General features: G+C 42.1%; 10 protein-coding genes and 2 rRNA genes. 4 read left to right on the plus strand and 8 right to left on the minus strand.

Features of this window, described 5'->3' with window-relative positions; translation table 11 throughout:
* The first annotated feature begins 28 nt into the window (after nucleotides 1-28).
* A 23S ribosomal RNA gene (locus HWV01_RS00575) occupies nucleotides 29-2,922 on the plus strand.
* Nucleotides 2,923-3,074: 152 nt separating this feature from the next.
* Nucleotides 3,075-3,190, plus strand: a 5S ribosomal RNA gene (gene rrf, locus HWV01_RS00580).
* Nucleotides 3,191-3,320: 130 nt separating this feature from the next.
* Here rrf and HWV01_RS00585 read toward each other — a convergent pair.
* Nucleotides 3,321-4,442, minus strand: a complete 1,122-nt coding sequence (locus HWV01_RS00585) for a phosphoserine transaminase (RefSeq protein WP_211673620.1) — start codon at nucleotides 4,440-4,442, stop codon at nucleotides 3,321-3,323.
* A gap of 177 nt (nucleotides 4,443-4,619) precedes the next feature.
* Here HWV01_RS00585 and HWV01_RS00590 point away from each other — a divergent pair, with 177 nt between their 5' ends.
* Nucleotides 4,620-5,015 carry a phnA protein gene (locus tag HWV01_RS00590; protein WP_211673621.1) on the plus strand — a complete coding sequence of 132 codons (396 nt, stop codon included), beginning with the start codon at nucleotides 4,620-4,622 and terminating at the stop codon, nucleotides 5,013-5,015.
* 102 nt (nucleotides 5,016-5,117) lie between these two features.
* Complete coding sequence (locus HWV01_RS00595) at nucleotides 5,118-6,308, plus strand: NAD(P)/FAD-dependent oxidoreductase (protein ID WP_211673622.1); 1,191 nt, start codon at nucleotides 5,118-5,120, stop codon at nucleotides 6,306-6,308.
* Between the two features lie 180 nt (nucleotides 6,309-6,488).
* Here the strand turns inward: HWV01_RS00595 and HWV01_RS00600 are convergent, their stop codons facing one another.
* From HWV01_RS00600 to argS, 7 genes are all read right to left on the minus strand, one after another.
* Complete coding sequence (locus HWV01_RS00600) at nucleotides 6,489-7,532, minus strand: zinc-binding dehydrogenase (protein WP_211673623.1); 1,044 nt, start codon at nucleotides 7,530-7,532, stop codon at nucleotides 6,489-6,491.
* Between the two features lie 248 nt (nucleotides 7,533-7,780).
* Nucleotides 7,781-8,572, minus strand: a complete 792-nt coding sequence (locus HWV01_RS00605) for a Cof-type HAD-IIB family hydrolase (protein WP_211673624.1) — start codon at nucleotides 8,570-8,572, stop codon at nucleotides 7,781-7,783.
* Nucleotides 8,573-8,641: 69 nt separating this feature from the next.
* Nucleotides 8,642-9,667, minus strand: coding sequence for an alpha/beta fold hydrolase (locus tag HWV01_RS00610; RefSeq protein ID WP_211673625.1), 1,026 nt, complete (start codon nucleotides 9,665-9,667; stop codon nucleotides 8,642-8,644).
* A 428-nt stretch (nucleotides 9,668-10,095) separates the two neighbouring features.
* A complete protein-coding gene (gene hslU, locus HWV01_RS00615) occupies nucleotides 10,096-11,427 on the minus strand; it encodes an ATP-dependent protease ATPase subunit HslU (RefSeq protein WP_211673626.1) in 1,332 nt (443 codons plus the stop codon).
* A gap of 27 nt (nucleotides 11,428-11,454) precedes the next feature.
* Nucleotides 11,455-11,979 carry an ATP-dependent protease subunit HslV gene (gene hslV, locus HWV01_RS00620; RefSeq protein ID WP_211673627.1) on the minus strand — a complete coding sequence of 175 codons (525 nt, stop codon included), beginning with the start codon at nucleotides 11,977-11,979 and terminating at the stop codon, nucleotides 11,455-11,457.
* 144 nt (nucleotides 11,980-12,123) lie between these two features.
* Nucleotides 12,124-12,666 (minus strand): SPOR domain-containing protein, encoded by a 543-nt coding sequence (locus HWV01_RS00625; protein WP_211673628.1) that lies wholly within the window; start codon nucleotides 12,664-12,666, stop codon nucleotides 12,124-12,126.
* Nucleotides 12,667-12,669: 3 nt separating this feature from the next.
* Complete coding sequence (gene argS, locus HWV01_RS00630) at nucleotides 12,670-14,424, minus strand: arginine--tRNA ligase (RefSeq protein WP_211673629.1); 1,755 nt, start codon at nucleotides 14,422-14,424, stop codon at nucleotides 12,670-12,672.
* Nucleotides 14,425-14,438 lie beyond the last annotated feature (14 nt).

The following is a 14,438-nucleotide window of genomic DNA, read 5'->3' on the forward strand; positions in this document are numbered from 1 at the left end:
CAATTGTACGGTCGACTTTAGATTGTATGGTTAAGTGACTAAGCGTATACGGTGGATGCCTAGGCAGTCAGAGGCGATGAAGGACGTGTTAATCTGCGTTAAGCTGTGGGGAGTTGATAAAAAGCGTTAATCCACAGATTTCCGAATGGGGGAACCCACTCTACTTTGTAGAGTATCGTAACGTGAATACATAGCGTTACGAAGCGAACCGGGAGAACTGAAACATCTAAGTACCCCGAGGAAAAGAAATCAATAGAGATACCCTTAGTAGCGGCGAGCGAACGGGGTCTAGCCCTTAAGCAGTTTGGAAGTTAGTGGAAGATTCTGGAAAGTTTCACGATACAGGGTGATAGTCCCGTACATGAAAACGACCTTACTGTGAAATCGAGTAGGACGGCACACGTGATATGCTGTTTGAATATGGGAGGACCATCTTCCAAGGCTAAATACTACTGACTGACCGATAGTGAACCAGTACCGTGAGGGAAAGGCGAAAAGAACCCCTGTGAGGGGAGTGAAATAGAACCTGAAACCGTATACGTACAAGCAGTGGGAGCAGACTTGTTCTGTGACTGCGTACCTTTTGTATAATGGGTCAACGACTTAATTTCAGTAGCAAGGTTAAGCGAATAGCGGAGCCGTAGGGAAACCGAGTGTTAACTGCGCGAATAGTTGCTGGGATTAGACCCGAAACCCGGTGATCTAGCCATGGGCAGGTTGAAGGTTGAGTAACATCAACTGGAGGACCGAACCGACTAATGTTGAAAAATTAGCGGATGACTTGTGGCTGGGGGTGAAAGGCCAATCAAACCGGGAGATAGCTGGTTCTCCTCGAAAGCTATTTAGGTAGCGCCTCGCGTCTAACTATTGGGGGTAGAGCACTGTTAAGGCTAGGGGGTCATCCCGACTTACCAACCCTTTGCAAACTCCGAATACCAATAAGTTCAATCGCGGGAGACACACGGCGGGTGCTAACGTCCGTCGTGGAAAGGGAAACAACCCAGACCGTCAGCTAAGGTCCCAAAGTGTATGTTAAGTGGGAAACGATGTGGAAAGGCTCAGACAGCCAGGAAGTTGGCTTAGAAGCAGCCATCTTTTAAAGAAAGCGTAATAGCTCACTGGTCGAGTCGGTCTGCGCGGAAGATTTAACGGGGCTAAACATACCACCGAAGCTACGGATGCAAAGACTTGTTCTTTGCATGGTAGAGGAGCGTTCTGTAAGCCGTCGAAGGTGAGTTGAGAAGCTTGCTGGAGGTATCAGAAGTGCGAATGTTGACATGAGTAACGATAATGGGGGTGAAAAACCTCCACGCCGAAAGACCAAGGGTTCCTGTCCAACGTTAATCGGGGCAGGGTGAGTCGACCCCTAAGGCGAGGCCGAAAGGCGTAGTCGATGGGAAACAGGTTAATATTCCTGTACTCACTTATATTGCGATGGGGTGACGGAGAAGGTTAGGCTAGCATGGCGATGGTTGTCCATGTTTAAGGTTGTAGGCTGTGTGCTTAGGTAAATCCGGGCGCACATTAAGGCTGAGAACTGATGACGAGTCTCTACGGAGATGAAGTAGTTGATACCCGGCTTCCAGGAAAAACCTCTAAGCTTCAGATATAAGAGAATCGTACCCCAAACCGACACAGGTGGTTAGGTAGAGAATACTAAGGCGCTTGAGAGAACTCGGGTGAAGGAACTAGGCAAAATGGTACCGTAACTTCGGGAGAAGGTACGCCAATGATGGTGAAGGACTTGCTCCGTAAGCTATTGTTGGTCGCAGAGAAATGGTGGCTGCAACTGTTTATTAAAAACACAGCACTGTGCAAAATCGAAAGATGACGTATACGGTGTGACGCCTGCCCGGTGCCGGAAGGTTAATTGATTGGGTTAGACTTAGGTCGAAGCTCATGATCGAAGCCCCGGTAAACGGCGGCCGTAACTATAACGGTCCTAAGGTAGCGAAATTCCTTGTCGGGTAAGTTCCGACCTGCACGAATGGCGTAATGATGGCCACGCTGTCTCCACCCGAGACTCAGTGAAATTGAAATCGCTGTTAAGATGCAGTGTACCCGCGGCTAGACGGAAAGACCCCGTGAACCTTTACTATAGCTTGGCACTGAACATTGAACCTACATGTGTAGGATAGGTGGGAGACGTTGAAGCATTGTCGCTAGATGATGTGGAGTCAACCTTGAAATACCACCCTTGTACGTTTGATGTTCTAACGTAGGCCCCTTATCGGGGTTGCGGACAGTGTCTGGTGGGTAGTTTGACTGGGGCGGTCTCCTCCCAAAGAGTAACGGAGGAGCACGAAGGTTGGCTAAACATGGTTGGACATCATGTGGTTAGTGCAAAGGCATAAGCCAGCTTAACTGCGAGACAGACACGTCGAGCAGGTACGAAAGTAGGTCTTAGTGATCCGGTGGTTCTGAATGGAAGGGCCATCGCTCAACGGATAAAAGGTACTCCGGGGATAACAGGCTGATACCGCCCAAGAGTTCATATCGACGGCGGTGTTTGGCACCTCGATGTCGGCTCATCACATCCTGGGGCTGAAGTTGGTCCCAAGGGTATGGCTGTTCGCCATTTAAAGTGGTACGCGAGCTGGGTTTAGAACGTCGTGAGACAGTTCGGTCCCTATCTGCCGTGGGCGTTTGAGAATTGAGAGGAGCTGCTCCTAGTACGAGAGGACCGGAGTGGACGAACCACTGGTGTTCGGGTTGTTATGCCAATAGCATTGCCCGGTAGCTAAGTTCGGAACTGATAACCGCTGAAAGCATCTAAGCGGGAAGCAGGCCTCGAGATGAGTTCTCACTGGGACTTTAAGTCCCCTGAAGGGCCGTTGGAGACTACAACGTTGATAGGCAAGGTGTGTAAGTGCTGTGAGGCATTGAGCTAACTTGTACTAATTACCCGTGAGGCTTAACCATACAAATTAAAGTATGATTAATTGAAATATCGACTTAAGAATAGATTGAACACTACTATTTATCGAAAGATAGGTTTTAAAGACTTCTTTATTTATAGCTTTTCAGATTTAAAATGAAACGTAAGTTTCTATATAGAAAGCAAACCAGATTTGCTTGGTGACCATAGTGTTGCGGTACCACCTGATCCCATTCCGAACTCAGTAGTGAAACGTAATAACGCCGATGGTAGTGTGGGGCTTCCCCATGTGAGAGTAGGGCATCGCCAAGCGCCAAATTAGAATTAGCCGATATCAGCAATGATATCGGCTTTTTTGTGTCTGAGATTTAAGTCAGCGACCGATAAAAAACCAGCCTACGGCCGGTTTTGTGTATATTACGATGCGTAAATCGAAACGTTATTATTGTTCATCTCGAACGCTTTCATAAGCCCAAATGAGCCAAGGTAATAGTAACTCGAGATCATGTGATTCTACTGTAGCTCCACACCAAATACGTAGTCCTGACGGTGCATCTTTATATGAGTTAATATCATAAGCAACTTGGTGCTGAGCTAATAGATTACTGAATGCTTTTAATTGAATATCGCTTAGTGCTAAACGCAAGCATACGCTGGTATTTGATCTATATTCAGCTCGCACCGAAAGAAAATCTATCCATTCATGTTGGGCAACAAAGTTACTTAAAATCGCTAAATTATTTTCAGAACGGTTAATTGCAGCGTCAACGCCACCGATCTTGTCTATCCAGTTTAATGCATCTAAATAATCCGCTACGCATAGCATTGACGGTGTGTTAATAGTGGCTCCAGTAAAAATCGCTTCAATCAATTTGCCATTTTTAGTTAAACGAAAGATCTTAGGTAATGGCCAAGGTGGGGTATAAGACTCTAAACGTTTAACTGCTGCAGGGCTAAGCACGATCATGCCGTGAGCTCCTTCACCACCTAATACCTTCTGCCAACTGAATGTGGTTACATCGAGTTTATCCCATGCTATCGGCATGGCAAATACAGCTGAAGTGGCGTCACAAATTGTTAAACCTGTGCGTTGGTCACTGATCCAGTCTGCGTTTGGCACTTTAACGCCAGATGTAGTGCCATTCCAAGTAAACACAATGTCATGCTCTGGATTCGTCGTTTCTAAATCAGGGAGTTGGCCATAATCAGCGGTGATTGCATTCACATTGCTAAGTTGAAGTTCATTTTTAATATCACTGAACCAGCCTTTACCAAACGATTCCCAGTAGCAAACATCAACCGTTCTTGCCCCGAGTAATGACCACAGCATCATCTCCATTGCACCAGTATCAGAAGCTGGGACTATAGCGATGTGATAGTCCTCCGGAATCTTTAAGAGTTCTTTGGTTTGCTCAATGGCTTTTTGTAGCGCTGCTTTACCGATATTAGAACGGTGTGAACGACCGAGAGTACATATATCTAGTTGTGTTAATTCATAGCCAGGACGCTTACTACAAGGGCCTGAAGAAAAGTTTGGGTTCAGGGGTTTGTTAGCTGGGATCATTTGTTATTCCTTTACTAAAATTCTATCCATATGAATCGATTATAGCAATCCACTTGTCATCTATGAAGTATTTAAACTCGCGATATTTTATAGCGTGTTTTATTGCTGCTAACGTTTGCTATTCCTGACAAATAAACGTATTTTCAACACAGTTTAAATATATAGGAATTGAAGATTATGGCTAAAGGCTTAGACAAACATCAACATAGAAAAGATGCATTAAATGCATTCGGTAAAAACTTAGCACGACGTGCGCGTTCGCATTGTGAAACATGTGATGCATCAGGTGTGAAACTAAATATTTTTGAAGTTTCGCCGGTACCGACAACCCCCGATTATGATGATTGTATTTTAATTTGTGATACTTGTAGTGAACAGCTTAACAACCCGAAACGTATTGATGCTGACCATTGGCGTTGTCTAAATAAATCTATGTGGTCTGAAGTTGCTATTGTACAAGTGACTGCGATCCGTATGTTACGTTTGTTAGCTGAAAAGCATGAATGGGCGGCAGATCTCGATGAAATGGCATACTTAGAGCCTGGAGTCGAAGAGCGTATTAACCAGCAATAATTAATCTCTCTATCTACTGACTGAAGTCGTTTGGGTATCTGGATAATTAATGCTATTCTGCGGCTCCATTTTTGTATTCTAGTTAAATTATAGAGGTCTTCGATGAGCCAAAGTTGTGATGTGATAGTAATTGGTGCAGGTGCTGCAGGATTGATGTGTGCGGCAAGTGCTGGTTACCGAGGTCGCTCTGTATTGGTTCTCGATAATGCCAAGAAAGCGGGTCGTAAAGTTTTAATTAGTGGTGGTGGTCGTTGTAACTTTACCAACAATGCTCTTTCTACCGATGCATTTATTTGTGCTAACCCGCATTTCGTCAAGTCTGCATTAAGTCGTTATACTGCGTGGAACTTTATTGATATGGTCGAGCGCCATGGTGTTGCTTATCATGAACGTGAACATGGACAGTTATTCTGTGACGACTCAGCAAAAGATATTGTTGATATGTTGCATACCGAATGTGATTGGGCTGGCGTGAAGATCCAATTACGCACTGAAATACTATCTATTGAAAAAGCAGATGACGGCCGCTTTCATCTACAAACAAGTCAAGGTCCTCTAAATTGTGAGTCCTTGGTAGTGGCTACGGGTGGTTTATCTATGCCTAAACTTGGGGCCACTCCTTATGGTTATAAAATTGCAGAGCAGTTTGGTTTAAAAGTAAATGCAACGAAAGCGGGTCTTGTTCCATTTACGTTACAACAACATGATAAAGATAAATATGCGGATCTTTCAGGTGTCAGTTTACCTGCGCGTATTACAACAGAATCAGGTGTTAGCTTTAAAGAAGCTTTGTTGTTTACTCATCGTGGGCTGTCTGGACCGTCAGTTCTGCAAGTATCATCTTACTGGAATCCAGGTGAAGCGATTAGCATTAACTTATTGCCAGATACTGAAATAACCGATACCTTATCGATAATGACTGAGTCGAGCCCTAACCAAGCGTTAAAAACAGCATTAGCGCGTGTCTTACCGAAACGTCTTGTTGAGATATTCTATGCTGATGGATTATTGCCTGAATGCACACTTAAGCAGTTACAGCATAAAGATCTTAATGATATTTCAACACTCTTGCATAACTGGCAAGTAAAGCCGAATGGGACAGAAGGTTATCGTACTGCTGAAGTGACTTTAGGTGGTGTTGATACCAATGAACTTTCTTCGAAAACTATGGAAGCAAAAAAAACCGCAGGTTTATACTTTATTGGTGAAGTAATGGACGTAAGTGGTTGGTTAGGTGGATATAACTTTCAGTGGGCCTGGTCTTCAGGCTGGAGCTGTGGTCAGTTTGTGTAATTGATATATGTAATATAACAGCGTAGTGGTTAGATACAATCGCTAACGTCCTCTAAATGAGTGAGGTTGCCATTATTATACGGCCCCGATGTTTGTCAGTGAACAATTTGATAATGCGATGACGCTCATCACATTATCAAATGTCAGTTTTTTGATTTGATTCATTATAGTGAGTAATAGCTACGTGAACTTTAGGATGACTTTACCGTCACTTTTATTATTAGCATAATGATCAAGTGCGCTTGAGAAGGTATCAAAGTTAAAGGTGCCATAGATATCTGTCTGAAAAATCCCTTCTGCGAATAGCTTCTGAACTTTTTTGCTTAGTGCATATATATGCCATGGTTTTGATTTTGAAAAATAATTCGCCAACCAAAATCCCTCGATTTTAATATCTTTAAAAATAACATCAGATACACCAAATTGACCACCAATTGGATCATGATTTTCGGTTAATCGCCCATAAACGATTGCTGTTGAGCGTTTTGGCATTGCGTGAAGTATTTGCGGTGTATCCAGTGCTGCAACCGCGTCTAATAGTACGGTTGGCTTTATACGCTGACAAGCATCGGTCAACTGTTGCTTATAATCGTCGGCAGTTGTTAACAATACGCAATCTGCTCCTAGTTTTTCTAATACATCGACATTGGAGATACTACGGACTGTTGCTATAGTTTTTAGGTTCTTCATTTTTGCATAACGAATCGCTCCTTTGCCGACTTGGCTAGCTGCAGCATTAATGACTACTGCTTTAGCCCCGAGTTCGATAGCGCGATCGATCATACAAATTGATGTTAATGGATTGACGATAATTGTAGATGCTTGTTCATCGCTAATGTCTTTTCTTATTGGTAGGCAGTAATTGGCTCTCGTAATGGCGTATTCAGCCCATACACCATCTAGACCTGGCACTGCTGACAGTGATACCCGCTTACCTTCCAGCCATTTTCCGTATAATCCAGCATTGGCTTTTACGACAACGCCACAACCTTCAAACCCCACAAACGCAGAATCAACGGGCGCGATGCCATATCGACCTAATAAGTATACTAGATCGGATGGATTGGCTGGCGCTGCTAACATTTTTATTAGTACCTGCCCTGATTTTAGTTTCGGAAGTGGCTTTTCTTTTAATTCGATCCGTTGAGATGATGATGCTTGGCGATCATCAATTAATTTTAATGCAAAACCTTTATTGGTAGTGGGGTAAGTAAAATCTGACACATCAAACCTATATAAGTAAAAGAATATAATAGGTTAATGTATATCATAGCATTTAGAAATTATAAGTTAACTTTCAGGTTCTTACTAAATTTAGTCATCTATTCTAATTACTTTATAAATATAAGTTTGTTATATCGTGTCGAGATTTATTTTATATCGAGGCCTTAAATTATTTGTTGCTAATCAGTTACCGAGAGTTCCTTTCAGGGCAACTAATTCTAATTTATTATGCAGTTGGCTGTTATTAACTACAATATATTTTTTTCAATATAATGGGCTACACCGTCTTCTGCGGAATGACCTATCATTTCAAAGTCGGGTAATGCAGCTTTAAGCATGACTGAAGCATTCCCCATTATTAACCCTTTATCAACGGCTTGTAGCATCTCCACATCATTCATGCCATCGCCAAACGCAATTGTTTCCGCCATGGTGAAGCCTTTTATTTTAAGTACTTCAGTCAGTGCTTCGGCCTTATTGACCTTGATGTCCATTACTTCTAGGCATTCAGGTAGCGAGAACGAAACGTTGAGTTGTGAGCTGTATTGCGCGTTAATTTGCGCTGCTAGTTGCACAAGATCGTCATGGGGTCCGCAGAAAAAGAATTTCGCGATACCTGTTTTTTCTAATGTCGAGAGATCGACTACTTGGTAGCAAAATGTAGAATCTTGACTAAAACTGAGGATCTCTGGGTTAGGCTTATTCACAAACCATTCGTTATCACGGTAAATATTAGCTTGAATAGTTTCAGGTAACTCAATTTCAACAATTTTTTGTGCTATATCTGCTGGCACATTCTTACTGTAAATCAGTTCACCTTTGTTGTTATGCACTCTCGCTCCATTGGAGGTGATGAGATAAATTTCAGCATCAATGGTTTTTCTGATCGCTTCGACGTCGACATTGTGACGGCCTGTGGCAATGATAAATTTTTTGCCTTGCTTCAGTAGTTTGTGAATGGTGATTTTGGTTTGCTCTGAGACTATATGTGCAGGTGTCAGTAGCGTACCATCTAAATCAGAAACGATAACTTTATACATCTTAACCTCAATATTGACTTTATTTTATTTAAAAGAGTTCTACCGTGATTACTGTCCGTAGTAATTGATTTAATGTTTGGCAAAATAATTTAACGCGACTGTGAGCGCCGGGATCCTAAAAATATCCGTTTCTAAGAATAACTCGTGTGCAGCACCAGGGATCAAAACGGGTTCTGCAGGTTGGTGTTGATTGTTTTCATGGCTTAATGCGCGACAGAATTGCTGTTGCGCTTCAGCAAGTACCACTTCATCGCCGCCAGCTTGTAAGACCAATGTTGGGGTTTTAATGTCCCCCGCGTGTTGGATCGCGCGACGACAGGCTTTGATACTTTGCTGTAGCCAGTTAATCGTTGGTCCACCTAATTGCGTTTGTGGGTAAAATCCATAACTACGACGGAAAATATCAAATCGTAGTGGACTGTGTGTCAGTTGATTATTTTCAAAAGGCGAATGGGCAAAGTCACCTTTACCTGGCGCATAAAAAGATTCGGTATGAATAATTTTATTAACGATATGCATCGCTCGGCTATAAATATTGGCTATTGGACGGGGTATTTGACCAAAATTGATCCCAAACATCGGTGATGCTAGCACTGCCGCATCAAAGTCATGGTGATAGCTTTGTAAGTATAAACTACCAATTGCGCCACCCATGGAATGGCATAATAAATATTGTTTACTGTGTTGGGTTGGGCTAATGACTTTATCGATAAATAATTTCAAATCGGTGACGTAATCACGAAAATGTTCGACATGGCCTTTATGCAGATTTTTCAGTAATCGATCTGACATGCCTTGACCACGATGGTCTACGCAATATACCGAGTAACCTTGTTTGCAAAAGTCATAAATTAGCTCGCGAAACTTTTGATAAGATTCAGAACGCCCGCCTAAGAGCACAATTGCAGGACCGGTTTCATTGATTACCGCTGATGCATAACGTAGCGTTATGTTATCAACGCCTTGCAGTGAATGCTCGGTGATAGTCGCATCCCAAAACTGTGAAATTTCATCATGATATTTATCTTCAAGTTGTGATTCAGTAGTTAAATTGTATGGATTATCAAATTCGACACATGGGTATTTACTGGACATGGTTACCGGAGCTTCTTATTAGTTTTATCTGTGAACGTCTGTTACTAGACTACCATAATTTAATTAACAAAATGGTGACTTAAATTACACTGAATATGTTTATCGTTAATTAAGGCCAAACTAGGTTGGTAATTAGTGAAAGCTAAACTAATCTTATTAAATTGATAATCGGTGAATTTTGACATCATATTTCGACAACTCAGAGGATTGCTAATGAAACGTTCTAGGCTTAAGAAGAAACTTAATTCACTTCGACGGATTCGTTGTCATTGGTGTCAGCTTACAGAAAAGTTTAAACCGATAGAGGCTAGTCAAAGTGCATTGCTACATAGACGTTAGTTTTTGTGAATTTTAAGGTAAACAAGGCGCTTATGATAAGCGCCTTTTTGCTTTACTCTACTCAACTATAGCCTATAGCTAGGCGTAAATTAAAGAATATAACGACTTAGATCTTCATCTTCTACGAGTTCGTCCAGGTATTTACTTACGTAATCCCTATCAACTACAAGTTCTTCGCCATTTTTATCTGATGCATCGAATGAAATTTCTTCCATTAAGCGTTCCATCACTGTGTGTAAACGACGAGCACCGATATTTTCGGTTTTTTCGTTGACGTTCCACGCTGCATTGGCGATACCATCAATACCTTCTTGAGTAAAGTTAACATCCACCCCTTCAGTTTTCAGCATCGCAGTGTATTGTTCTGTTAATGATGCGTTTGGTTCGGTTAGGATACGTACAAAATCTTCTGCTTTAAGTGCATCCAATTCAACCCGAATAGGTAAACGACCTTGTAATTCAGGGATCAGGTCAGACGGTTTTGCTACTTGGAAAGCACCAGATGCGATAAATAAGATGTGATCTGTTTTCACCATACCGTGTTTGGTTGTGACTGTTGAACCTTCGATAAGCGGTAATAAATCACGTTGTACACCTTCGCGCGAGACACCCCCGTCATTTGAATCGCTGCGTTTACAGATCTTATCGATCTCATCAAGGAATACGATACCGTTATTCTCTACGGCATAAATTGCTTTTTCTTTTAATTCTTCAGGGTTAACCAGTTTTGCTGCTTCGTCTTCAACAAGTTGTTTGAAAGCTTCTTTGACTTTCATTTTACGTGTTTTAGTCGTTGAACCGCCTGATAAATTTTGGAACATACCTTGTAATTGGTTGGTCATTTCTTCCATGCCAGGAGGCGCCATAATTTCAACACCTACTTGTGGTGCGGCAAGCTCGATATCAATTTCTTTGTCGTCTAATTTTCCTTCACGTAATTTTTTACGAAAAACCTGACGGGTATTATCATTACTTGCTTTTTCTTCTTCGCCCCAGTTATTACGTGGGTTTGGTAGCAAGGCATCTAATACGCGATCTTCGGCATTTTCTTCTGCTCGAACATGGTATTTTTTCATTTCCTGTTCGCGTGTTAGTTTTACTGCAACATCGGTCAAATCTTTGATGATTTGTTCAACTTCTTTACCGACATAGCCAATTTCAGTAAATTTAGTTGCTTCAACTTTGATAAATGGTGCGTTTGCTAGTTTTGCTAATCGACGCGCGATCTCTGTTTTACCGACACCCGTTGGACCGATCATCAAAATATTTTTTGGAGATACTTCTTGGCGAAGTTCTTGATCTAACTGCATACGGCGCCAGCGGTTACGGAGGGCGATTGCTACGGCACGTTTAGCATTTTGTTGACCGATAATATGGCGGTCTAATTCAGAAACGATTTCTCTTGGTGTCATTGACGACATAATAAACTTCCTTTAATTCGGTAAAATTTAGTAATCGATAGTTTCAACTGTATGGAAACCGTTGGTGAATACACAGATATTACCTGCAATAGTCAGGGATTTTTGAGCGATTTGTTCAGCGTCTAATTCGGTGTTTTCTAGTAATGCCATTGCTGATGCTTGGGCGAAATTACCACCAGAGCCGATAGCAATAAGATCGTTTTCTGGTTGCACAACATCGCCATTACCGGTGATGATGAAAGAACTTTTTTTATCAGCAACAGCCAGTAAGGCTTCTAAATTACGTAACATTTTGTCGGTGCGCCAATCTTTAGCAAGTTCTACAGCTGCACGCTCTAGGTTACCTTGGTGAGCTTGTAATTTAGCTTCAAAACGTTCGATGAGGGTAAATGCGTCAGCAGTACCACCGGCGAAACCAGCGATAACTTGGCCGTTGTATAAACGGCGAACTTTTTTTGCGTTGCCTTTCATTACCGTGTTGCCAAGAGAAACTTGTCCGTCTCCGGCCATTACGACTTTGCCTTCACGGCGTACAGATACAATAGTAGTCACGATAAACTCCACTCTAATAAATTCGAGCGCGGCTGGATTGGAATTAGCCACGCTTCATTATGTTAGGTAAAAAAAACGCCTCATATGATATGAAGCGATTTCATTACAATATACAAACTAAGGTGGGTATATCTCTTTAGTTTTTCAAGGCTTCCACAGCCAAATTTCACAAGTTGTGACACCAGCTCGTTTAATCTGGTGGCGTTCTTTTTCTGCAGTTCGTTTACGTTCGTAAGGACCTAAAACAACACGATACCAATTACCGGTGTGACGAACACTGGCGGTATAACCTTGAAAGGCTATCGTTGCTTTCATTGCTTCAGCTTGTGATTGCTGACGGAATGAACCACATTGCATTTGGTAACGAATACCCGTGTCTTGTTGTGGCGGTATTTCAACAATGACTTCTTTTTCTTGCAAGTCTTGCGGATATTGCCACACTTCCTTTGGCTTTTGGGGTAATGGTTTTACCTTAAGCTTTTTAGGTTGTGTTTTTTTCACGGGTTCCGGTGCTGATTTTTCTGCTGTGCCACTTACTTGTGCTAAAAAATAACCAAGGCCAATCGCAAGCAATAAAAATAGCAAGATAGCCAATACCGGACGTTTCTTTTTAGTTGGTGGTGCTTTTTTAGCACCACGCTTCTTTCTTGGCTTTGGGGCGTGCCCCGCGTAATCCTTACGAGCCATAATTTACATGCGTTCCAAAGTTTCAATGCCCAGTAAATCTAAGCCTTGTTTAAGTGTTTTAGCAGTCAACTGCGCCAGTTTTAAGCGGCTAAGTTTAACGTTTTCTTCTTCAGTGCTTAATATTGGACAAGCTTCATAGAAACTTGAGAATACACCCGCCAATTCAAACAGATAAGTACACAAGGTGTTTGGTGTCGCACGTTTTGCTACTTGATGAACAATCTCGTTAAACTGAATAAGTTTACCTGCTAGCTCTTGTTCTTTATCTTCGTTTAGTTGTACTTTCGCAGTTGCTAATTTCGCTGCTGTTTCAGCATCGACTTTATTAAAGATACTGCCAACACGCGTACAAGCGTAAAGTAGGTAAGGTGCTGTATTACCTTCAAAGCTTAACATTGAGTCAAAGTTGAAGATGTAGTCACTGCTACGGTTCTTTGATAAATCGGCGTATTTAACCGATGAGATACCAACAACACGAGCGATGTGTTTAAGTTCATCTTCAGCAAGATCTGGGTTTTTCGATTTTACCAGTGTATAAGCACGCTCTTCAGCTTCTGTTAACAGATCTACCAGTTTTACTGTGCCACCTGAACGGGTTTTGAATGGGCGGCCATCTGCACCGTTCATTGTACCAAAACCAAGGTGTTCCAACGATGTTTCTGGTTTAACGAAACCGGCTTTTTGTACTACTGAGAATACTTGCTGGAAATGCAGAGCTTGACGTTGGTCAACAAAATACATAATACGGTTAGCATTGAGTTTCTGCTGACGGAAACGCATTGCGGCAAGGTCTGTTGTTGCGTAGAGGAAACCGCCACCGTTTTTCTGGATGATAACTGGTAGTGGGTCGCCGTCTTTATTTTTAAACTCATCTAAGAATACGCATTTAGCGCCGTTTGATTCTGTGAGTAGACCTTGTGCTTCAAGTTCGTTAACAACGTTGTGTAGGTCGCTGTTATAGAAGCTTTCACCACGCACGTCTTCACGTGTTAGTTTTACGTTTAGGCGTTTGTAGATGTCATGACAGTGTGCAAGTGACACATTATTAAATTCTTGCCATAGTTTATTACAATCTTCATCGCCGGATTGTAGCATTACAACCATTTCACGAGCGCGAGTTGCAAAATCTTCAGATTCGTCGAAACGACCTTTTGCTGCGCGATAGAATACTTCTAGGTCAGAAAGTTGCATACTGATTTCTGCATTTTCAGCGCGTTTTTCTTCCATGTATGCGAGTAGCATACCGAACTGAGTACCCCAATCGCCTACGTGGTTTTGACGGATGACGTTATGACCAAGTAGCTCTAATGTACGAGCTACAGAATCACCAATGATTGATGAACGTAAGTGACCTACGTGCATTTCTTTGGCTAAGTTTGGTGATGATAAATCAACAACGACGTTATCTGGCGTTGTTGTTTTTTGAACTGAAAGGTTATCGTCTTCAAGCGCGATATCAATCTGTTGTGCTAACCAGTTTTGGTTTAAGAAGATGTTGATGAAGCCTGGTCCTGCGATTTCAGTACGGCTTACTAAGTCTGATTCTGGCAGGTTATCAATGATTAATTGTGCTAACTCACGCGGATTCTTCTTCGCAGGTTTTGCCATCATCATTGCTAAATTTGTTGCTAAATCACCATGAGCTTTGTCGCGGGTACGATCTACTGCAATGCGAGGTTGTGCATCTGCAGGAATGATTTGTTGTTCTTTTAAGATCGTAACTGTCTGCTCTAGCAGCTGTATAATATGCTCTTTCATGGGTTCTCTTAACT

Origin of the sequence: Moritella sp. 5, from assembly GCF_018219455.1 — a bacterium.
In the GTDB taxonomy this organism is placed as follows: Bacteria; Pseudomonadota; Gammaproteobacteria; order Enterobacterales; family Moritellaceae; genus Moritella.